Annotated in this window: 16 protein-coding genes and 1 pseudogene; 11 read left to right on the plus strand and 6 right to left on the minus strand. The window is 64.2% G+C overall.

Annotated elements, in window-relative coordinates:
* Positions 1-4: 4 nt before the first annotated feature.
* From ACRYLT_RS13765 to ACRYLT_RS13775, 3 genes are all read right to left on the minus strand, one after another.
* Positions 5-2,026 (minus strand): elongation factor G, encoded by a 2,022-nt coding sequence (locus ACRYLT_RS13765; RefSeq protein ID WP_482664657.1) that lies wholly within the window; start codon positions 2,024-2,026, stop codon positions 5-7.
* Between the two features lie 129 nt (positions 2,027-2,155).
* Positions 2,156-2,539: a c-type cytochrome gene (locus tag ACRYLT_RS13770; protein WP_482664658.1), complete on the minus strand. Its 384-nt coding sequence runs from the start codon at positions 2,537-2,539 to the stop codon at positions 2,156-2,158.
* Positions 2,536-3,558 (minus strand): Vgb family protein, encoded by a 1,023-nt coding sequence (locus ACRYLT_RS13775; RefSeq protein WP_482664659.1) that lies wholly within the window; start codon positions 3,556-3,558, stop codon positions 2,536-2,538. The genes ACRYLT_RS13770 and ACRYLT_RS13775 overlap by 4 nt, the downstream gene beginning before the upstream one ends.
* A 135-nt stretch (positions 3,559-3,693) precedes the next feature.
* Between ACRYLT_RS13775 and alaS the strand changes: the two genes are divergently transcribed.
* On the plus strand, positions 3,694-6,348 hold the full coding sequence (gene alaS, locus ACRYLT_RS13780) for an alanine--tRNA ligase (protein WP_482664660.1): 2,655 nt from the start codon (positions 3,694-3,696) through the stop codon (positions 6,346-6,348).
* Here the strand turns inward: alaS and ACRYLT_RS13785 are convergent.
* From ACRYLT_RS13785 to ACRYLT_RS13795, 3 genes are read right to left on the minus strand one after another with little or no spacing between them, the layout of a single operon-like run.
* Positions 6,309-7,568, minus strand: a complete 1,260-nt coding sequence (locus ACRYLT_RS13785; RefSeq protein WP_482664661.1) for a DUF763 domain-containing protein — start codon at positions 7,566-7,568, stop codon at positions 6,309-6,311. The two genes, alaS and ACRYLT_RS13785, sit on opposite strands and share 40 nt — an antisense overlap.
* A 59-nt stretch (positions 7,569-7,627) precedes the next feature.
* Positions 7,628-9,409 carry a cation:proton antiporter domain-containing protein gene (locus ACRYLT_RS13790; protein WP_482664662.1) on the minus strand — a complete coding sequence of 594 codons (1,782 nt, stop codon included), beginning with the start codon at positions 9,407-9,409 and terminating at the stop codon, positions 7,628-7,630.
* Between the two features lie 53 nt (positions 9,410-9,462).
* Entirely contained in the window at positions 9,463-10,683 is a 1,221-nt protein-coding gene (locus ACRYLT_RS13795; protein WP_482664663.1) for an NADP-dependent isocitrate dehydrogenase, read from the minus strand.
* A 189-nt stretch (positions 10,684-10,872) separates the two neighbouring features.
* Here ACRYLT_RS13795 and ACRYLT_RS13800 point away from each other — a divergent pair, with 189 nt between their 5' ends.
* The 10 genes and pseudogenes from ACRYLT_RS13800 to rseP all read left to right on the plus strand — a co-directional run bounded on the left by ACRYLT_RS13800 (position 10,873) and on the right by rseP (position 19,911).
* Positions 10,873-11,610: a phosphatidylserine decarboxylase gene (locus ACRYLT_RS13800; RefSeq protein WP_482664664.1), complete on the plus strand. Its 738-nt coding sequence runs from the start codon at positions 10,873-10,875 to the stop codon at positions 11,608-11,610.
* On the plus strand, positions 11,607-12,473 hold the full coding sequence (locus ACRYLT_RS13805; RefSeq protein ID WP_482664665.1) for a CDP-alcohol phosphatidyltransferase family protein: 867 nt from the start codon (positions 11,607-11,609) through the stop codon (positions 12,471-12,473). Before ACRYLT_RS13800 ends, ACRYLT_RS13805 begins: the two co-directional genes overlap by 4 nt.
* A gap of 291 nt (positions 12,474-12,764) precedes the next feature.
* Positions 12,765-13,523 carry a 30S ribosomal protein S2 gene (gene rpsB, locus ACRYLT_RS13810; protein ID WP_482664666.1) on the plus strand — a complete coding sequence of 253 codons (759 nt, stop codon included), beginning with the start codon at positions 12,765-12,767 and terminating at the stop codon, positions 13,521-13,523.
* A 152-nt stretch (positions 13,524-13,675) separates the two neighbouring features.
* Positions 13,676-14,620 (plus strand): translation elongation factor Ts, encoded by a 945-nt coding sequence (gene tsf / locus ACRYLT_RS13815; protein WP_482664667.1) that lies wholly within the window; start codon positions 13,676-13,678, stop codon positions 14,618-14,620.
* A gap of 111 nt (positions 14,621-14,731) precedes the next feature.
* Positions 14,732-15,472: a UMP kinase gene (pyrH, locus tag ACRYLT_RS13820; protein ID WP_482664668.1), complete on the plus strand. Its 741-nt coding sequence runs from the start codon at positions 14,732-14,734 to the stop codon at positions 15,470-15,472.
* Positions 15,459-16,016 (plus strand): ribosome recycling factor, encoded by a 558-nt coding sequence (frr, locus tag ACRYLT_RS13825; RefSeq protein WP_482664669.1) that lies wholly within the window; start codon positions 15,459-15,461, stop codon positions 16,014-16,016. The genes pyrH and frr overlap by 14 nt, the downstream gene beginning before the upstream one ends.
* A 14-nt stretch (positions 16,017-16,030) precedes the next feature.
* A pseudogene (locus ACRYLT_RS13830) lies at positions 16,031-16,767 on the plus strand (isoprenyl transferase); the annotation flags it as partial.
* On the plus strand, positions 16,764-17,624 hold the full coding sequence (locus ACRYLT_RS13835) for a phosphatidate cytidylyltransferase (protein ID WP_482664670.1): 861 nt from the start codon (positions 16,764-16,766) through the stop codon (positions 17,622-17,624). The pseudogene ACRYLT_RS13830 and the gene ACRYLT_RS13835, both read left to right, overlap by 4 nt.
* Positions 17,621-18,784 carry a 1-deoxy-D-xylulose-5-phosphate reductoisomerase gene (locus ACRYLT_RS13840; RefSeq protein ID WP_482664671.1) on the plus strand — a complete coding sequence of 388 codons (1,164 nt, stop codon included), beginning with the start codon at positions 17,621-17,623 and terminating at the stop codon, positions 18,782-18,784. Before ACRYLT_RS13835 ends, ACRYLT_RS13840 begins: the two co-directional genes overlap by 4 nt.
* Entirely contained in the window at positions 18,781-19,911 is a 1,131-nt protein-coding gene (rseP, locus tag ACRYLT_RS13845; protein ID WP_482664672.1) for an RIP metalloprotease RseP, read from the plus strand. The genes ACRYLT_RS13840 and rseP overlap by 4 nt, the downstream gene beginning before the upstream one ends.
* Positions 19,912-19,925 lie beyond the last annotated feature (14 nt).

Genomic DNA, 19,925 nt, shown 5'->3' on the forward strand with positions numbered 1-19,925 from the left:
AGGCTCAGGCCGGTTCGAGCTCCCGCTGAACCACCTTCTCCGCCAACGCCCCATTCAGCTCGGCGAGGTGGTCGAATTCGGCTTCGTAGGTGCCGAGTCCCTGGCTCAATGAGCGAAGCTCGGCATCGAAACCCTGCATTTCGGCTTCCGGTAACAGCGCCTCGATCCGGTCCCAGCGCGACCACCCCTCGCGCGGTCCCATGCCCAGCATCTGTCCTCTCCGGCTGGCAATCGCCGAAGTCACGCGTGACGTGGCAGAACCCGGCGCCGTCACCGTCACCTTCAAAACCGGCTCGAGCAGGTGCGGCGAGGCCTGGGCCAGAGCCTCCGACATTCCTATCCGACCGGCGGTCCGGAAGGCGATCTCGGAGCTGTCGACGCTGTGATACGATCCGTCGACAAGAGTGACCGCCACATCGACGACGGGAAAGCCGAGCGGGCCCTTCACCAAGGCGTCCCGCACCCCGGCTTCGACCGCGGGAATCCATTGCTTCGGCACAACTCCGCCAGAGATACGCTCGGCGAACCTGAAGCCGGAACCGCGGGGCAGCGGTTTCACTTCAAGTACCACGTCTCCGAACTGGCCATGGCCGCCGGACTGCTTCTTGTGCCGGCCCCGCTGAGTCACCGATTTGCGGATCGATTCCTTGTATCCGACATGGGGAGGACGCGAGTCCACAGCGACTCCGTAGCGCCTTTTCAGCCGGTCCAGGGTGACCTTGAGATGTTCATCGTTGACGCCCCTGAGCCGAGTCTCGTGCATCACCTCGTCCTGTTCCCACTCGAGTGATCGATCTTCTTCGGTCAGTTTGTGGAGGGCCGTGGAGAGTCGAACGTCATCCTTGCGGTCCCTGGTGGAGATGGCGAGTGCATAGTTCCTGACCGGCCGCGGGACTTCGGTCGCAGGCAGGCTTTCGCCGCTTGTCAGCCACTGCCCGGCGCTGACGCCTTCAAGCTTGGCGATCGCAACGACATCGCCGGCTCTGGCTTCGGCGAGCTTCGCACTCTTTTCTCCCTGAACCGCGAACAGGGTTCCGACGCGGATCTGTCCCTCGGGTCCCCTGAGTTCGGCTCCTTCCTTCAGCGTACCGCCGAAGACGCGCGCATAGGTCAGCCGTCCCATCGCGCCGCTGTTCGAGACCTTGAACACAAAGGCGCAGCCGCCGGCCGCGCCGAGGCGCTTTGCCGCCGCCGACGGATCGGGGACTTCGTGGCGAAGCGTCTTGAGGAGCCGCCGAACACCGAAATCGTTGATCGCAGAGCCGAACAGGACGGGCACGATCTGGCCGGCACCCGTTTCTTTCGCGAGATCCGAATAGATGGTCTGCGGATCGGGCGTTTCGTCCATGAGCAGGGCCTCCAGCAGCGCATCGTCATGATCGGCGAGCCGTTCGAGCATCTGACTGCGTTCGAGGCTTTCCCGATCTGCGAGATCCGGCGGGATGGCCTTCTGCTCCGAAGGCTGACCAGGCCGATAATAATAGGCCCGTTCAAGAGCGATATCGACGAAGCCGGCGATCTTCTCGCCATCACGGATCGGGATCCAGCGAGCGATCAGGGGTGAGGCACTCATCGGCTGAAGCGCCTCCAGCAGCCCCTGGATGGACCCGCGTGCCTGGTCGATCTTGTTGACGAAGATCATGTGCGGGATGCCGAGCGTCTCCAGTTGCCGCAGGGTCGGCTCGGCGAGCAGGGCCCGGTCCGGGTCTGGGTCGATGACGACGATGGCAAGGTCGGCGGCGGCGGTGCCGAGTGCGCCGTCGGCAGCGAAGCCCACCGAGCCCGGAGCATCGATCAGGGCGTAGCGATCTTCGAGATAATCCAGATGCATCAAGTTGATCTCGGTCGAGCCGCCCCGCGCCCGCGCTTCCGGACTGAAGTCGCCGACGCTGGTGCCGTCGGCAACCGAGCCTTGCCGACTGATCGCCCCCGTTGCGAAAAGCAGGGCCTCGGCGAGGCTGGTCTTTCCAGCGCCGCCAGGCCCGACGAGCGCGATGGTCCTGGTGCCTGCTGCTCTTTCGGGCATGATCGTCTCCTTCACGTGCCGAGCGGCATCCGCGAGGAAGACGCGGCGCCGCGCCTTGTGGGACTTGTCAGACTTGACCCAATCTTCACCGAGCGCAAGGGGGATGGGGCAAAAAGCCGCCAGATTGCGTCAACGGCTGGTTCGAGCGAGCCAGTCAATGAGGGCACGTCGTTGGTCGGGCTCGCGGATCCCCAGAAAACCCATCTCGGTTCCAGGAGCAACCGATTCCGGGTCGGCAATGAAGCGGTCGAGAAGCTCCGCAGTCCAGCGACCCTGACGGTCCGCCAGTCGCCGAAGCGCGGGCGAATAGTCAAATCCGGGTTCGGAGGCGATCGGCCGGCCAACAATTGCATGCAGTGTTGGACCGGCGGGCGTGTTTCCGTCCGGCTCGATCGCATGACAGGCATAGCAGCGCCGGTAGATCCGCTCCCCGTCGGCAGAAGCGGGAGGCGAAGCCGCAGCCGAGGCGCTCGCGGCAAGGACCGCGACACCCGCCCACGCCAGGGGGTTCACGATCCCTCGGCGGTTCGGATGACCATGATGCGATCGAGGCCGGATTCGGGAAGATAGATCCAGCCGGGGCGCCCGAGGATCTGGCGAACGTTGCTGTTGTCGCCGCTTCCTGGATAGCGGGTCCACCGCTCTGACTGGGGATCGAAGGAAAGCACCGAATTCGCGCCGAAGTCGCTGATCCAAACGATGTCCCGATCATCGACATAAACGGCATAGACCCGTGGTCTTTCTCCCTCGGGTTTCCAGCTCCGCCATTCACCGGTTCGGGGATCGTAACGGGTCAGCTGCCCGCTATTCCACTCGGAGATCCAGAGGTTCCCGCGACTGTCTGCCCAGACTCGTCGGGCTCCCTGCTGCGGGGTGGGCGGTTCGATGATGGCCGCCTCGCCGGTCTGCCGGTTGATTCGGGCAAGATGGCTGCCCGCGAGAGAAACGTAGTAGATGTCGCCCGCCGGCGTCGCGGCAATGCCATAGGGCCCACGGCCTTCAGGATCGCGCCACACACGCATCTCCTCGGTGCGTGGATCAAGCCGGCCATAGACGCCGGTCTGGCCGGTGAACCATAGCACGCCCTCGCCATCGAAAGCGGCGGTATTGAGGTTCGAGTCCGGAAAATCGGGGGGAAGCCTCCAGGCTTTCACTTCCTCAGTGCGGGGATCGACCCGAACGATGGCATTGAGCCCGCCGTCGGTGATCCAGGCAGCGCCGTCCGGTCCCTGAATGACCCCATGGGGGGCCGAGCCCTCGCCCAGCGGGATCTCCCTGACCTGTCCCGACTGCAGGTCGAGTATGCCAAGCGTTCCACGGCGCTGGCCCGTATACCAGACCTTGCCGTCGGGCGCGGGCGCAACGTCGTGGGGCCGACTTCCCGCCGGTACTTCGTAGATCCGGACGTTGGCGGGAAGGTCCGCGCGCGCCGGCGCGGAAGACTCGGGCGAAGGGCTCCCCGATTGGGCCGAGGCGGTCGCCGCGATCAGAGCGCAAGCGGCCGCAAGGGCTGTGGCGGACTGACGGAGCATGCTGATCCTCCTTGCAGCTTCTCTGGTCCCGACCTTAGCGGCATCGCCGCAATAGCGGAAGAAGCTCGGATCGGAGCCGTTCAGGTGGCTGCCCCCTGCTTGCCGCAGCGCAGCACGTGGCTTACATCGCCGTCCATGACCTCGACCAACGACATCAGGCGCACATTCCTCGAACATTTCCGGAGCGAAGGCCATGAGGTCGTTCCGTCGGCACCTCTGGTTCCGCAGAACGATCCGACCCTGATGTTCGTCAATGCAGGCATGGTCCCCTTCAAGAATGTTTTCACCGGCCAGGAAAAGCGCGGCTATGCGACCGCCGTCTCCTCGCAGAAATGTGTGCGCGCCGGCGGCAAGCACAACGACCTGGACAATGTCGGCTACACGGCCCGCCACCACACCTTCTTCGAAATGCTGGGGAATTTCTCCTTCGGCGACTATTTCAAGGAACGGGCGATCCTGCTCGCCTGGAACCTGATCACCCAAGAGTGGGGGATTCCGAAGGATCGGCTGCTGGCGACCGTCTACCATACGGATGACGAGGCGTTCGACCTTTGGCGCAAGATTTCCGGAATGCCGGAAGCCCGGATCATCCGCATCCCGACCAAGGACAATTTCTGGGCGATGGGGGACAACGGCCCCTGCGGACCCTGCTCCGAAATCTTCTACGATCATGGTGACAAGATTCCGGGAGGTCCGCCCGGATCGGCTGACGAGGACGGGGATCGGTTCACCGAGATCTGGAACCTGGTCTTCATGCAATATGAGCAGGAGGACAATGAGATCGTCCGCGACCTGCCGCGGCCGTCGATCGATACCGGGATGGGCCTGGAGCGGATCGCTGCCGTGCTCCAGGGAGTTCACGACAATTACGATACGGACACGTTCCAGGCGTTGATCGCCGCGTCGGCGGAACTGACCGGCTCGGTGCCGACGGGCGAGCAGAAGGCAAGTCATCGGGTCATTGCGGACCATCTGCGGGCCTCCGGCTTCCTCATCGCCGACGGCGTACTCCCGCAGAACGAGGGGCGGGGCTATGTGCTCCGGCGAATCATGCGCCGCGCCATGCGCCATGCCCATATCCTGGGGGCCAAGGACCCGCTGATGCACCGGCTGGTTCCCGCGCTGGTCGCCGAGATGGGCGCGGCTTACCCGGAGCTGGTTCGTGCTCAGCCTCTGATCGAAGAGACTCTCAAGCTCGAGGAAACCCGCTTCCGTCAGACCCTCGACAAGGGACTACGGCTGCTGGAGGAGGCGACTGCTTCGATGAAGGCGGGGGAAATCCTGCCCGGCGACGTCGCCTTTCGCCTCTACGACACGTACGGATTTCCCTACGACCTCACCGAGGACGCCCTCCGTGCTCAAGGACTCTACGTCGATCGCGCGGGTTTCGACGCGGCCATGGCCGAGCAAAAGGCGGCCGCCCGGGCGGCATGGAAGGGCTCCGGCGCCAAAGCCTCCGAAGACATCTGGTTCGATATCGCCGAGGAGTTCGGTTCGACGGAGTTCATCGGCTATGCCGGCCATGAAGGCGAAGGCCAGGTCCTCGCCATCGTCAAGGACGGAGTCCGGGTCGACCGCGCCTCCGCCGGTGACACGGCCGTGATCCTGACCAATCAGACTCCCTTCTACGGGGAAAGCGGCGGGCAGATTGGCGACAGCGGATTCATCCGCTCGGACAAGGGTCTGGAAGCTGAAGTTGAAGACACGTCGAAACCGCTCGGTCGATTGCACGCCCACCATGTCGCGATCCGATCCGGAGAGTTGGCGGTAGGCGAAGCCGTGCACCTCGTCGTCGATGCGGAGCGTCGCTCCAGAGTTCGCGCCAACCATTCGGCCACCCACCTACTTCACGCCGCCTTGCGCAACCGGCTGGGCACCCACGTCACCCAGAAGGGCAGCCTGGTCGCTCCCGACCGGCTTCGTTTCGACTTCTCGCATCCCAGGCCGCTCACATCCGAAGATATCGAGGCGCTCGAAGAAGAAGTGAATCGCCACATCCGCGAGAACGAGCCGGTCACGACGCGGTTGATGAGCCCCGACGAGGCGATCGCGGCCGGCGCCATGGCTCTGTTTGGCGAGAAATATGGTGACGAGGTGCGGGTCCTCTCAATGGGTCGCGCCCCGGGGAGCAGCTATTCCGTCGAGCTTTGTGGCGGCACCCATGTCAGCGCACTCGGCGACATCCAGCTTTTCAAGATCATCTCGGAGAGCGCAGTCAGCTCCGGAGTGCGCCGCATCGAGGCCGTGACCGGCGAGGCTGCGCGCCGCTGGCTGCTCAATCGGGACTATCGACTTCGCGAGGCTGCGGCAACGCTCAAGGCTTCGCCCGACGAGGTGCCGGCCCGTGTCGCGACGCTGATCGAGGAGCGGCGCCGGCTCGAGCGCGAGCTTGCGGAGGCCAAGAAAGCGCTGGCGATGGGCGGAGGCGCGTCCAAGGAGGCCTCCGGCCCCGAGCAGGTCGCCGGCACTGCCTTCATCGGCCAGATCCTCGATGGGATGGATCCAAAGGGTCTGCGAAGCCTGATCGACGAAGCGAAGAAGAGGATCGGGTCGGGAGTGGTGGCCATGGTCGCGGTCAATGACGGGCGCGCCAGCGTCGCCGTTGGAGTGACGGAGGATCTCGCCGAACAGCGCAACGCCGTTGAACTCGTCCGCAGGGCGGTCGAGGCGCTCGGCGGGCAGGGCGGCGGCGGCCGCCCGGACCTGGCCCAGGGCGGCGGACCGGACGGGAGCAGGGCTCCGGAGGCGCTTCAGGCGGTCCGGGGAGCGCTGGAGGCGGTACCCGCCTGAGGCGAAGGCTCCGGGCCGAACACGCTCATCCCGCCATAGTCATGGCTCCGGGCGCGTTCCTCGGCGATCAAGCGCTCGAACGAGGGACCGCCCACGTAAGGCTCGAGCCTGCGCGCCTGCTCGTCGAGCCGACGGATGGCGTCCAGCTTTTCCTTCCGCCCAAGTTTTGCCGCTCCGACCGCGCTTTTGAGAATGGCGATGGTCTGGTCGTAGACCTTAAGCGGCACGGGAAAGGGGTGGCGGTCCTTGCCGCCATGGGCGAGCGAATAGCGGGCCGGGTCGGCAAATCGACAAGGCGCCCCGTGGATCACTTCGGCGACCATCGCCAGCGAGCGTACGGTCCGAGCGCCGACGCCCGCAGTCATCAGGAGCTCGGGGAAGTCCTTCGGACCGGCTTCGGCGGCGGCCACCAGCGTCCCGTGCAGTCGGCGGAGCTGGACGTCGCCTGATCTTACGTCGTGGTGCGAGGGGAGGATGAGGTGCGGGAGCTCCGGCTGCGCGCCGGTACCGACCTGGCGAAGCGCCGCGACTTCACGGGTCAGCCGTTCCGGACCGAGTTCCGACAGGAGAGCAAGCTGGGCCTGGCGCGAGAACGAAGCGCGTCGGTCGGCCAGATTCACGATCTCTCCTTGGCATTTGCCTTCGATCGCGGAGTGCGGCGCGTCGACGAAGCTTGTCAGTTCCTCGGACAGCCAGTGATAGCGACGCGCCGTTCGGCTCGCTTCATTCATCCCCTGCTGGACCACCGTCCACTTGCCGTCGTCAGTGACGATGAAGCCGTGCAGATACAGGTCGAAACCGTCCTGAACGGCGGCGCTGTCGACCTTGGCGACCAGCCGACTGACCCTTGCCAGCTCGCCGCCGTCGAAGCCGGCCCGCTCGCCGGCCGCCAACAGTTCGGCGGGGGTCTGGCGCGAATGCCGGCCGCGACCGCCGCAGACATGGACGCCGAGTTCCCTCGCAACGGGATTGAGGCCTCGCTTCAGCGCTCCCACCACGCTGGTGGTGATTCCGGACGAATGCCAGTCCATGCCCATCACCGCGCCGAAGGACTGGAACCAGAAGGGGTGCGAAAGCCGCCTGAGCAGCTCGTCGCGGCCATAATGGTGGACGATCGCCTCGGCGACAACCGTGCCGAGCCGGGTCATCCGTTCCCCCAGCCAGGCGGGCACACGCCCACCGTGCAAGGGAAGATCGGCGCTGCCGGAGCGCTTTGACATGAGTCCTCCACGGAACAGATAGCGAACGCTAGCAGAGCGCAAGCTGCTCGGCCAGTCGTTCAGCCTTGAAAGGCGTCGCGAAGCCTCTTGCCGCGCTGCGGCGGCTCATCGCTCAGCTGACCCATTTCCATGATCTGCTTTCGCAGTTCGGCCCGCTTCTCGTGGATCGAGGCGATGACCGGTCCCATCGCCATGCCGAGGTCGACAAGCACCGCCTCGGAGAGCTGAAGCGAGGATTCTAGCGTTTCGGGAACCGCGTCTGTCGCGCCCGCCTGGTAGAGTTCGGCGGCATGTTCCGGATCCCGGGCACGAGCCACGATGGTCAGGTCCGGACACCAGCTGCGTACCTTCTTGACGAGCCGAACGACCTGAACGGGATCGTCCATCGTCAGGATCAGAGCGCTGGCATGTCCGAGATTGAGCCGGTCGAGCAACTCCGGGCGCGACGCGTCGCCGAAGATTATTGGAAAGCCTTCCCGACGTGCGGCTGCCACCGAATCGATGTTGGAATCCACGGCGACATAAGGCCGCGCGTGTTGCGCCAGCATTTCGGCGACCAGCCGTCCCACCCGGCCGAAGCCGATGATGACGGCGCGGGGGTCCTCGCGAGTCGGTCGAATATCCGTGCTGCCATCATCGACGCTGCGATCGATCCGCCGGGCGACGTCGCGACCCAAACGCGCCAGGAGCGGCGTCAGGGTCAGTCCCATGGCGGTCACGATCTGCCAGAAGGCGGCGGTGTCCCGACCGATCAGCCCGGCCGCAGCGGCTGCGGCAAGGACGATCAGGGTCGTTTCCGATGGGGAAGCCATGAGCAACCCGGCTTCCGCGGCGACCGCTCGGCTGTTTCCGCCAAGCCTCAGCAGAAGGGCCGTCACGATCGTCTTGACGAGCATCACGCCGGTCAGAGCGAGCAGCAATCCGGCCCAGTTGCGCAGGATGAAACCGAGGTCGAGGCTCATCCCGACGGTGATCAGGAAAACGCCGAGGCCGAGTCCCCGGAACGGGGCAGTCATCACTTCGACTTCGCCATGATACTCGGTCTCGGCAATCAGAATCCCGGCGACCAGCGCGCCGACAATGGGCGAAAGGCCCGCCGCGGCGGTGGCCACGCTTGATGCGATGACAACGAGGAGGCTGACCGACAGGAAAAGTTCAGGACTCTTGGTTCGAGCCGCCTGCGCGAAGAGTCGGGGCAGGATGAATCGGCCGATCACGAGCATTCCGATGACGACCAGCCCGCCGACCCAGAGCGTCGTTAGCAAACCGGAGACGCCGTCAGCTTGGGCATGGGGGGCGAGCGCACCCATCGCGAAGATGATCGGAACGATAGCCAGATCCTCGAAGAGGAGCATGGCGAAGGCCGAGCGGCCCACCGGACTGGAGGTGCCGACCAGCGGTAGGACGACGGCGGTCGAGGATAAAGCGAGGGCGAGTCCAAGCGCAACCGAACCACTCACGCTCTGGCCAAGCAGGTACAGAGCCGGAGCGATGATCAGAGCCGCTCCCAGCAGTTCGGCTGCCCCAACTCCGAAGACGAGCCGGCGCATGCCCCAGAGGCGACGAAACGATAGTTCCAGCCCTATGGTGAAGAGCAGAAGGATGATCCCGAACTCGGCGAACGGCTCGATCGCCTCACGATTGGAGATCGTGACGAAGTGGAGCCAGGGCGCCGTGTCGGTCATTCCGCCGAGGCCCGCCGGCCCCACTAGGATGCCAACCAGGATGAAGCCGATGACCGGGCTGATCCGGAAGCGGGCAAAGGTCGGGATGACGATCCCGGCTGCGCCGAGGATGACGAGCGCGTCGCTGAGCCCGGACGTGCTGAAATCGTGCGTCATGCGACCCTTATGCCGCTTCCACGCCGCTTGTCAGCAATTTACGCGCCCGGTGCTCAGGGCTGCTCCGCCATCGCTGCTTCCAGATTCTCGACGATCGCCTCGAAGAACTGCTCGGTGGTCATCCAGCTCTGGTCCGGACCGATCAGGATCGCGAGGTCCTTGGTCATCTTGCCTTCTTCCACCGTCTTGATGCAGACTTTCTCGAGCGTTTCGGCGAACCGGGTCACTTCGGGCGTGCCGTCGAATCGGCCGCGATACTTGAGGCCGCCGGTCCAGGCGAAGATCGATGCGATCGGGTTGGTGGAAGTCGCCTTCCCCTGCTCGTGCATTCGGAAATGCCTCGTGACGGTGCCGTGCGCCGCTTCCGCTTCGACGGTCTTGCCGTCGGGCGTGAGGAGGATGGAGGTCATCAGGCCCAGCGAACCAAAGCCCTGAGCGACCTGATCGGACTGCACGTCGCCGTCGTAATTCTTGCAGGCCCAGACGAACTTGCCGCTCCACTTGAGCGCGGAGGCAACCATGTCGTCGATCAGGCGATGCTGGTATTCGATTCCCGCCGCCTCGAATCGATCACGGAACTCGCTCTCGTAGATCTCCTGGAAGATGTCCTTGAACCGGCCATCATAGGCCTTCAGAATCGTGTTCTTCGTCGAAAGGTAGACCGGCCAGCCACGCAGGAGCCCGTAATTGAAGCAGGCATGGGCGAAATCGCGGATCGACTCGTCCAGATTGTACATGCCCATGGCGACTCCGGCTTCGGGAAAGTCGAACACCTCATGTTCGATTTCCTCGCCATTCTCGCCGGTCCACTTGATGGTAAGCTTGCCGGGACCGGGAACCCGAAAATCGGTGGCCTTGTACTGGTCGCCAAAAGCGTGGCGGCCGACGACGATCGGGTCGGTCCAGCCGGGAATGAGCCGAGGCACGTTGTCGATCACGATCGGTTCCCGAAACACTACGCCGCCGAGGATGTTGCGAATGGTGCCGTTCGGGGAACGCCACATCTTCTTCAGTCCGAACTCTTCCACCCGAGCCTCGTCGGGAGTGATCGTGGCGCACTTGACGCCCACGCCGTGCCGCTTGATGGCTTCGGCGGCCTCGACCGTGATTCTGTCCTCGGTCTCGTCCCGCTTCTCGATCCCCAGGTCGTAATAGATCAGGTCGATGTCGAGATAGGGGAGGATCAGCCTTTCGCGGATCCACTGCCAGATAATCCGGGTCATCTCGTCGCCGTCGAGCTCGACGACGGGGTTCTTCACCTTGATCTTCGCCATTTGGCTGCTTGCTTTCCTGCCCTGTGGTGTTGCGTGCGGGTCGTGTAAGCGGAGCCGGGCGGTCGATCAACCGCAACGACCTCCGTGCTTCGCCGCGATCGATTGCGACCGGCTCGATAGGCCGTCAGGTAACCGGTGGGGCAACGTCCACCATTGCCGCCTGTGGGTCTGCACCGTAAAGGTCCCGCGATGAGCTCGCTCGAAAAGCCCGACATCGTCACGAGCAACGTCCGTTACCGGATGCCGAGCGTGCATCCGGAAGGTCGCAAGTTCGTCGTCATCGCCGCCGCGATCACTGCCTTGTTCTGGTGGATCGTCGACTGGGACGTGGTCGGCTGGCTTGCCGCCGGCCTGACCATCTGGACGGCAGCCTTCTTCCGCGATCCGATCCGGACCACGCCGACGGGCGAGGGGCTGATCGTCGCACCTGCCGACGGACTCGTGACGATGATCACGACCGTGCCGCCGCCGCGGGAACTGGTCGGTGAGGATGGCCTCAAGGACGAACCGGTGATCCGGGTTTCCATCTTCATGAGCGTGTTCGATGTTCACATCAACCGCTCGCCGATCTCCGGCACGATCAGCCGGGTCGTCTACATTCCGGGCAAGTTCCTCAACGCCGACCTCGACAAGGCCAGCGAGGACAATGAACGTCAGCACATCCTCGTCAGGGGCGAGGACGGAAGTCAGATTGCCTTCACCCAAATCGCCGGTCTCGTTGCCCGCCGAATCGTCCCCTGGATCAAGGCAGGCGATCGGGTCGTCGCGGGGCAGCGGGTCGGACTGATCCGGTTCGGAAGTCGAGTGGACGTCTACCTGCCGGCCGGAACCTCCTCGCAGGTCCTGCTCGGGCAGCGCACCGTCGCCGGAGAGACGATCATCGCCCGAACCGGTGTTTCGGAACTGATCGAGGGCGTCGCCCAGTGAGCCCGGCGCCGGTCGAGCGGGATCGGAAGGGCATTCCGCTCCGGGCGGTCGTACCGAACGCGGTTACCGCTTTGGCGCTCTGCGTCGGCCTCACCGGAGTTCGCTTTGCCATCGCCGGGGAGTGGGACAATGCGATCTACGCCATTGTCGCGGCCGGCGTGCTCGACGGAATGGACGGTCGCATCGCTCGTGCTCTCAAGGGGCAAAGCCGGTTCGGCGCCGAACTCGACTCCCTGTCCGACGTGATCGCCTTCGGCGTCTCGCCGGCAATCATCCTTCACCTGTGGGTGCTTCAGACCTGGCCGCGCATCGGCTGGATCTTCGCGGTCGCCTTCGCCGCCTGCATGGCCCTGCGCCTCGCCCGGTTCAACGCTCGTATCGATGTCGAGGATCAGCCGCACAAGTCGGCGGGCTTCCTGACGGGAGTGCCCGCGCCCGCCGGCGCCGGGCTGCTTCTTCTGCCGATCATTCTCTGGCTGGCGAGCGACGAACAGTGGGACTGGCTCCGCGATTATCGGCTGGCCGCCGCTTGGGCCGCGCTGATCGCCTTTCTCGCCATTTCGAGCATCGCAACCTTCTCCTGGGGGTCGTTCAGGCTCAGACGCAATGTCAGGCTGGAAGCGATCGTCATCATCGCACTGGTCGGCGCCGCCGTCTTCTCCGCGCCCTGGGAGACGCTGAGCATCGTGGCGCTGCTCTATCTGGCGACGATGCCGTTCAGCATTGCAAGCTATGCCAGGGTCAAGCGACAGCGCGCCGCGCCGATCGTGGATCCACCGCCCGCCGAGCCAGGATCGGTGCCGGCACAAACGCCCGGCCGCGCAAGGCGGCGACGATCTCCGCCCGATGGGCCTTCACAGTAAGCTCAAGAAGCACGACCAGGGCCAGCAGCAGGCCGAAGAAGAACAGAATCGCCGCAAAGTGAGCCACAGCTTATCCCCTTGATTATCCACAATTGAACGAAGAAGCGGCCGTCTCGATCCGCAACGACGTTGAGACACCAAGATGTTCGTCTTTTGTTCCGCTGTCAAGCAGGGTTGATTTCGGCCGCGCTGAACCTTAAGTGGCCGCCATTCCACATGCGGAAGCCACCATACCGGTGCCCCGATCGGGGTTCTCGGCACCGCAGAGGTAGAACCGGAAGGAGAAAGACCATGGCGTCCACCGACGTCAGCATGCAGCAATTGCTAGAAGCCGGAGCGCATTTCGGCCACCAGACCCACCGCTGGAATCCGAAGATGAAGCCGTACATCTTCGGCGAGCGCAATGGTGTTCACATCATCGACTTGTCGCAGACCGTTCCGCTGTTCGCGCGGGCTCTGGACTTCGTCCGCCAAACGGCCGCCGCCGGAGGCAAGGTGCTGTTCGTCGGCACCAAGCGGCAGGCGCAGGATCCGATCGCCGAGGCAGCCCGGCGCTGTGGCCAGCATTTCGTCAATCATCGCTGGCTCGGCGGAATGCTGACCAACTGGAAGACGATTTCCAACTCGATCAAGCGCTTCAAGTCGCTTGAGGAGCAGCTCGCGGGCGACACTGCCGGCCTGACCAAGAAGGAAGTCCTCCAGCTCACTCGTGAGCGGGACAAGCTCGAACTGTCGCTGGGCGGAATCCGCGACATGGGCGGCCTGCCGGACATCATCTTCATCATTGATGCGAACAAGGAAGAGCTGGCGATCAAGGAAGCCAACGTGCTCGGCATTCCGGTCGTCGCAATCCTAGACACCAACGTCAGCCCACAGGGCATCGCTTTCCCGGTGCCGGGCAATGACGATGCGAGCCGGGCGATCCGACTTTATTGCGATGCGATCGCCGATGCGGTTCTCGCCGGCAAGCAGGGCGGCGCTTCCGCTCGCGGAGTCGATATTGGCGCGATGGATGAGCCGCCGGCTGAACAGGCGCTCGCGGAGGCTTGATCTCGCCCCTCCCGTCCGCGGGAGGGACGGCCTTGCCTGTCCTGGACGGACGCTGCGGCGGAACAGGCAGAGCCTCGGCGCCACGGCCCGCACCCAACCACAGCCCCGATGCCAGCGATCGCTGGACCAGGGGAGACAGAAGGAAGAGAGACATGGCTGAGATCACGGCCGCGATTGTGAAGGAACTGCGCGAGCGCACCGGCGCCGGCATGATGGACTGCAAGCGCGCGCTCAACGAAACCGGCGGCGACATGGAAGCCGCTATCGATTGGCTGCGCACGAAGGGCCTTGCGGCCGCCGCGAAGAAGGCCGGCCGAGTCGCCGCCGAAGGCCTGATCGGGGTTGCCGTGCTCGATACGATCGGCGCCGCTGTCGAGGTCAACAGCGAAACCGATTTCGTCGCCAAGAACGATCAGTTCCAGGACTTCGTCCGCAACGTCGCCCAGATTGCCCTGGCAACGGGTGCCGACATCGAGGAGCTCGGCCGCGCCCAATATCCGGGCGGCGGCACCGTCTCCGAGGTTCTGACCAACAACATCGCCACGATCGGCGAGAACCAGTCCCTTCGACGCGCCGCTCGCCTTGAAGTGGGTCAGGGCAGCGTCGTTTCCTATGTCCACAATGCCGTCGGCACCGGTCTGGGAAAGATTGGCGTTCTCGTCGCGCTCGAGAGCGAAGCCGACAAGACGGAGTTGGGCAATTTCGGCAAGCAGCTCGCAATGCACATCGCCGCGGCGAACCCGCTGGCGCTTCGTGGCGAGGATCTCGATCCTGAACTCGTCGAGCGCGAGCGCGTGATCGCCAGCGAGAAGGCGGCCGAGTCAGGCAAGCCCGCCAACATCGTCGAGAAGATGGTGGAAGGCGCTCTGGCCAAGTTCCGCAAGGAGAATGCGCTGCTCTCGCAGATCTTCGTCATCGACCAGAAGAGCAAGGTCGAGGACGTGATCGCGGCCGAGGCGAAGCGGCTGGGCAAGGACATCACCTTGAAGGGATATGTCCGCTTCCAGCTCGGCGAGGGAATCGAGAAGAAGGTCGACGACTTCGCCGCCGAAGTGGCCGCGGCGTCTGGCGTGAACCGGCCCGAGCCGGTCTCCTGAAGGACTGGCTCCTCTCCGCTTGAGGAGGGGGGAAGATGCTTGGCAGGGTGGCGTCTCCTTACTAAGGTGCGCCACCTCAGCCCGCAGATCCCGAACGGACCCAGAGCCTCCATGTCGCGCCCGCGCTTCAACCGCATCCTCCTGAAGCTGTCCGGCGAGGCCCTGATGGGCGAAGGGCAGTTCGGAATAGACCCCGCCACTGTCGCCCGCCTGGCGGACGAGATTCGCACCGCCAAGGAAGATGGGCACGAGCTGTGCATCGTCGTCGGCGGAGGCAACATATTCCGCGGACTGGCCGGAGCTGCCAAAGGCTTCGATCGAGCGAGTGCCGATTATATGGGCATGCTCGCCACCGTGATGAATGCGCTGGCGATGCAGAATGCGCTCGAGAAGATCGGCGTCGACACTCGGGTTCAGTCGGCAATCCCCATGGCGACCGTCTCCGAGCCCTACATCCGGCGCCGAGCGGTCCGGCACATGGAGAAGGGAAGGGTGGTGATCTTCGCCGCCGGAACGGGCAATCCCTTCTTCACCACGGACACCGCCGCCGCGCTTCGGGCCGCCGAAATGGGATGCGACGCCCTGTTCAAGGGAACCAGCGTCGACGGCATCTACGACTCCGATCCGAAAAAGAACGAGAGCGCCAAACGCTACGAGAGACTGAGCTTCAACCAGGTGCTTGCGGATGATCTCAAGGTGATGGACGCGAGCGCCGTCGCCTTGTGCCGCGACAACAACATCCCGATCGTCGTGTTCAACATCCGGGAACAGGGCAATCTTGCCCGGGTACTCGGTGGCGGCGGCACGGCAACGATCGTCCAGAATGAGGGAGGAACTCATGCCAGCCTATGACAAGGCCGATATCCAGCGCCGGATGCAGGGCGCGGTTGATGCACTCAAGCACGATCTGGGCGGGCTGCGCACCGGACGGGCATCGACGACTCTGCTCGATCCCATCCAGGTCGAGGTGTACGGCGCGAACATGCCGCTGAACCAGGTCGCCACCGTCTCGGCGCCGGAGCCGCGGCTGCTGTCCGTTCAGGTGTGGGACCGGAGCAATGTCAGCGCGGTCGAAAAGGCCATTCGCAATGCCGGTCTCGGCATCAACCCTGTCGTCGACGGACAGAATATTCGGCTTCCCATTCCCGACCTGACGGAGGAAAGGCGCAAGGAACTTTCCAAGCTTGCCCACCAATATGCCGAGAAGGCGAAGGTGGCGGTGCGCAACGTCCGGCGCGACGGCATGGACGCGCTGAAGCAGGACGAGAAGAAGCACGAGATCAGCGAGGACGAGCGGAAGCGCAAGGAGACCGAGGTCCAGAAGCTGACCGACGATTCCATCGCCGAGATCGACCAGATCGTCAGCGCCAAGGATAAGGAAATCCTGCAAAGGTGACCGAAGGGTCATGACCGCAGGCCCCCAGCCCGCAGAAGCCGGACCGGAGCTCGCTTCGGTTCCCCGGCACGTTGCCATCATCATGGACGGCAATGGCCGTTGGGCGAAGGCGCGTGGGCTTCCCCGTTCGGCCGGGCATCGCGCGGGGGCCGAGTCCGCCCGCAAGGCGCTTCGAGCCGCCGGGGAGGCCGGGGTCGAGTGCCTGACGCTTTATGCCTTTTCCTCGGAAAACTGGCGCCGTCCGGCGGACGAGATAAGCGATCTGACCGGGCTCCTCAGATTCTATGTGCAAAGAGAGCTGGACAGCCTTCATCGGGAAGGGATCCGGCTGAAGATACTCGGCGATCATACGGCATTCGCGCCCGACGTTTCGAACCTGGTCGACAAGGCGGTGGCGAAAACCGCGGGCAACGATCGGATGACGCTTGCGGTGGCGCTCAATTACGGCGCCCGAAACGAGCTTGTGAAGGCGATGCGCCACCTAGCCGAACAGGTCGAACAGGGCAGGCTCGAACCGACGGAGATAGACGAGGCACGGGTTGATGCCGCCCTCGACACTCGCGACCTGCCGCCGCTCGACCTGCTCATCCGGACTTCCGGCGAGCAGCGTCTGTCCAACTTCCTGTTGTGGCAGGCGGCCTATTCCGAATTGCTGTTCGTCGACACCTTGTGGCCCGATTTCGACGAAGCAACGATGCGCGCTGCCCTGGCCGAATATGCCCGGCGCGAACGGCGATACGGGGGCCTATGAACCCGGCGGGTGCGACGAGGCCGTCCGACCTGCCCACCCGCTTCGTCGCGGGTGTCGTGATGATCGCCGTCGCGGTCGCCGCCACCTATTTCGGCGGCTGGCCGTTCCGGATTCTCGCGGCAGCGGCAACCGCCCTGATGCTGATCGAATGGAGCGACATGCATCGCGCTCCTCGCGTCTGGGCCTATGTCGGCGCAGCCTTGCTGGCTGCACTCCTGCTTGCCGGGTCGCAATACCTTTACCCCGTCGGGACAGCGGACTGGACGCTTGACGAAACCACGGGCGCGATGATCGCCTATTTCGACCGGGAGACGCTTTCGCCCAATTGGCTGGGCTTCGCGGCCATCGCCTTGCTCGCCCTGTTCCTGGGCGTGCTGAGCCGCAGGTTGGCGATGATCGGGGGCCTCGCCTATGTCGGCATTCCCGCCTTTGCGCTGATCACGCTCAGCTGGGTGTGGGAAGTGCTGGTTTTCTGGGTTTTCATCGTCACCTGGGCGACGGACATTCTCGCTTACTTCGCGGGACGGAATCTCGGCGGTCCCAAGCTTGCGCCCAGGATCAGCCCCAACAAGACCTGGTCCGGACTGATCGGCGGCGCGCTTGGCGCAGGCATTCTCGGATGGGTCACCGCCTGGTACTTCGAACTCGGGGCGCTATTCCTGTGGGCCGGCGCCCCCATGGGGGTGATCGCACAATTGGGCGATCTCTATGAAAGTTGGGTCAAGCGGAGAGCGGGGGTGAAGGACAGCGGATCGCTCCTCCCGGGGCATGGCGGAGTGCTCGACCGGCTGGACGGGCTGCTCGCCGTCGTGCTGGCCACGACCTTGCTCTTGATGTTGGGATTCTGGACCGAGTGAACGCCCGAAGCGTCACCATACTTGGAGCCACAGGGTCCGTCGGCCGTTCGACGCTCGACCTTATCGAGCGCAATCAGGACGATTTCGAAGTGATGGCTTTGACGGCACGCAAGGACGTTGCCGGTCTGGCCGAACTGGCCCGCAAATTCCGCCCGAAGCTCGTGGCGATCGGCGACTCAAGGCTCCAGCCGGAGCTCTCCGTGGCGCTCGAAGGATCAGGGATCGAAGTACTCGGCGGGGACGAGGCCATCGTCGAAGCGGCCACTCTCGGCGCCGAATGGACCATGGCCGCAATTGTCGGTTGCGCCGGCCTGAAGGCGGTCATGCGCGCACTGGAGCGTGGTGGCACCGTGGCATTCGCGAACAAGGAAGCCTTGGTCTCCGCCGGTGAGCTGATGATGGAGGCGGCGACGGCGAACGGCGCAACGCTTCTCCCTGTCGATTCCGAGCATAATGCCATCTTCCAGTGCTTCGATCGGGCTCAGCCGGAGAGTGTCCGCCGAATCATTCTTACCGCCAGCGGCGGTCCGTTCCGGACTTGGAGCCTCGAGCAGATGCGTCGAGCGACGGCCGCTCAGGCCGTGGCTCACCCGAACTGGTCGATGGGCGCCAAGATCTCGGTCGACTCGGCGACCCTGATGAACAAGGGGCTCGAATTGATCGAAGCTTACCACCTCTTCCCCGTCGGCGTGGAAGCGCTGGATGTGGTGGTCCATCCCCAATCGGTGATCCACAGTCTCGTCGAATATGTCGACGGATCGGTGCTCGCTCAGCTCGGTGCTCCGGACATGCGGATCCCGATCGCCTATACGCTCGCCTGGCCCAGGCGAATGAGCACGCCATGCGAGACTCTCGATCTCGTCAGGATCGCTTCGCTGGACTTCGAAGAGCCCGACCTCGAGCGCTTTCCCGCCCTGGCGCTGGCCCGAGCAGCGCTTCGCGAAGGAGGTGCCGCCCCGGCTATTCTCAATGCAGCCAATGAGATAGCCGTCGCTTCTTTCCTTGAAAGCCGCATTGGCTTTCTCGATATCCCTGCTCTCGTCGGCGAGGTGTTGGAGGCCTATTCGCCTTCGGCGCCCGCTTCAGTGGACGAAGTGCTGGAGATCGACGGGGAAGCCCGACGCATCGCCATCGCGACAGCAGGAAAGTATCATCCTTGAACAGCCCCGGCCTCCTTTTCACCGTTGTTGCCTTCCTCCTCGTCATCGGGCCGTTGGTTTTCGTCCACGAGCTGGGTCATTATTTCGCCGGTCGCTGGTTCGGAGTGAAGGCGGAGACCTTCTCGATCGGTTTTGGTCGCGAGCTGTTCGGCTGGACCGACAAGCGCGGCACACGCTGGAAAGTGGGATGGCTGCCGCTTGGCGGCTATGTCCGGTTCAAGGGAGACATGAATCCGGCGAGCACGCCGTCGGAAGAATGGCTTGCGCTGCCACCGGAGGAGAGGAACGAAACCTTCCAGGCCAAGAAGGTCTGGCAGCGCTTCATCATCGTTCTGGCCGGCCCGCTGACCAACTTCCTGTTCGCAATCCTCGTCTATATCGCCCTGTTCGCAAGCTACGGACAACCCCGCACCCCTCCGGTGATCGCCCAGATACAGCCCGGATCAGCGGCGGAGGCGGCCGGCTTCCAGCCCGGGGACCGTATCGTCGAAATCGATGGACGGCCCATCCAGAGGTTCGAAGACATCGCCTCCTATGTCGGCATCCGCCCGGGCCAGACAATGGACTTCGAGTTCCAACGAGACGGACAGGTTCGATCGATCGAAGTGACTCCCCGTTCGATCGAAGTGGAGGACCGCTTCGGCAATCGAGCGCGCATCGGTCGACTGGGCGTGGGGCCGGGTGGGGTCGAGGTCGCCGATCTACCGCCCCATGAAGCCGTCGGCGCCGCCTTCACACAGACCGGCGACACGGTGAAGATGATGGTCGTCACGCTCGGGCAGGTGGTGCGTGGGCAGCGCTCGCTCGAGGAGATGGGCGGGCCGCTCCGGATCGCTCAATATTCCGGTCAGCAGGCCAGCCTCGGCTGGCTGGACTTCGTCCTGTTCATGAGCCTGATCTCGATTAATCTGGGATTCATCAATCTCTTGCCAATCCCCTTGCTGGACGGCGGACACCTGCTGTTCTACGCGATCGAGGGAGTGAGGCGGAAACCGCTCAAGCCGGAGGCCCAGGAATGGGCTTTCAGGACGGGCCTGGCGATGCTGCTGGCGCTGATGATCTTCGTCACCTTCAACGACCTGGCGTCTTTCGGCCTCTTCACCAAGCTTGGCAGCTTGATCGGCTGAGCGTGATCGGGCAG

The sequence above is a fragment of the Sphingosinicella sp. SM1-17 genome, assembly GCF_056821765.1.

Bases quoted from the DNA above. Each gene is read 5' to 3' on its own strand.
- ACRYLT_RS13835 (WP_482664670.1), top strand. From the start codon at position 16,764: ATGAACCCGGCGGGTGCGACGAGGCCGTCCGACCTGCCCACCCGCTTC.
- tsf (WP_482664667.1), top strand. From the start codon at position 13,676: ATGGCTGAGATCACGGCCGCGATTGTGAAGGAACTGCGCGAGCGCACC.
- frr (WP_482664669.1), top strand. From the start codon at position 15,459: ATGCCAGCCTATGACAAGGCCGATATCCAGCGCCGGATGCAGGGCGCG.
- ACRYLT_RS13790 (WP_482664662.1), bottom strand. From the start codon at position 9,409: ATGACGCACGATTTCAGCACGTCCGGGCTCAGCGACGCGCTCGTCATC.
- ACRYLT_RS13800 (WP_482664664.1), top strand. From the start codon at position 10,873: ATGAGCTCGCTCGAAAAGCCCGACATCGTCACGAGCAACGTCCGTTAC.
- ACRYLT_RS13785 (WP_482664661.1), bottom strand. From the start codon at position 7,568: ATGTCAAAGCGCTCCGGCAGCGCCGATCTTCCCTTGCACGGTGGGCGT.
- ACRYLT_RS13775 (WP_482664659.1), bottom strand. From the start codon at position 3,558: ATGCTCCGTCAGTCCGCCACAGCCCTTGCGGCCGCTTGCGCTCTGATC.
- ACRYLT_RS13795 (WP_482664663.1), bottom strand. From the start codon at position 10,683: ATGGCGAAGATCAAGGTGAAGAACCCCGTCGTCGAGCTCGACGGCGAC.
- alaS (WP_482664660.1), top strand. From the start codon at position 3,694: ATGACCTCGACCAACGACATCAGGCGCACATTCCTCGAACATTTCCGG.
- rpsB (WP_482664666.1), top strand. From the start codon at position 12,765: ATGGCGTCCACCGACGTCAGCATGCAGCAATTGCTAGAAGCCGGAGCG.
- pyrH (WP_482664668.1), top strand. From the start codon at position 14,732: ATGTCGCGCCCGCGCTTCAACCGCATCCTCCTGAAGCTGTCCGGCGAG.
- ACRYLT_RS13765 (WP_482664657.1), bottom strand. From the start codon at position 2,026: ATGCCCGAAAGAGCAGCAGGCACCAGGACCATCGCGCTCGTCGGGCCT.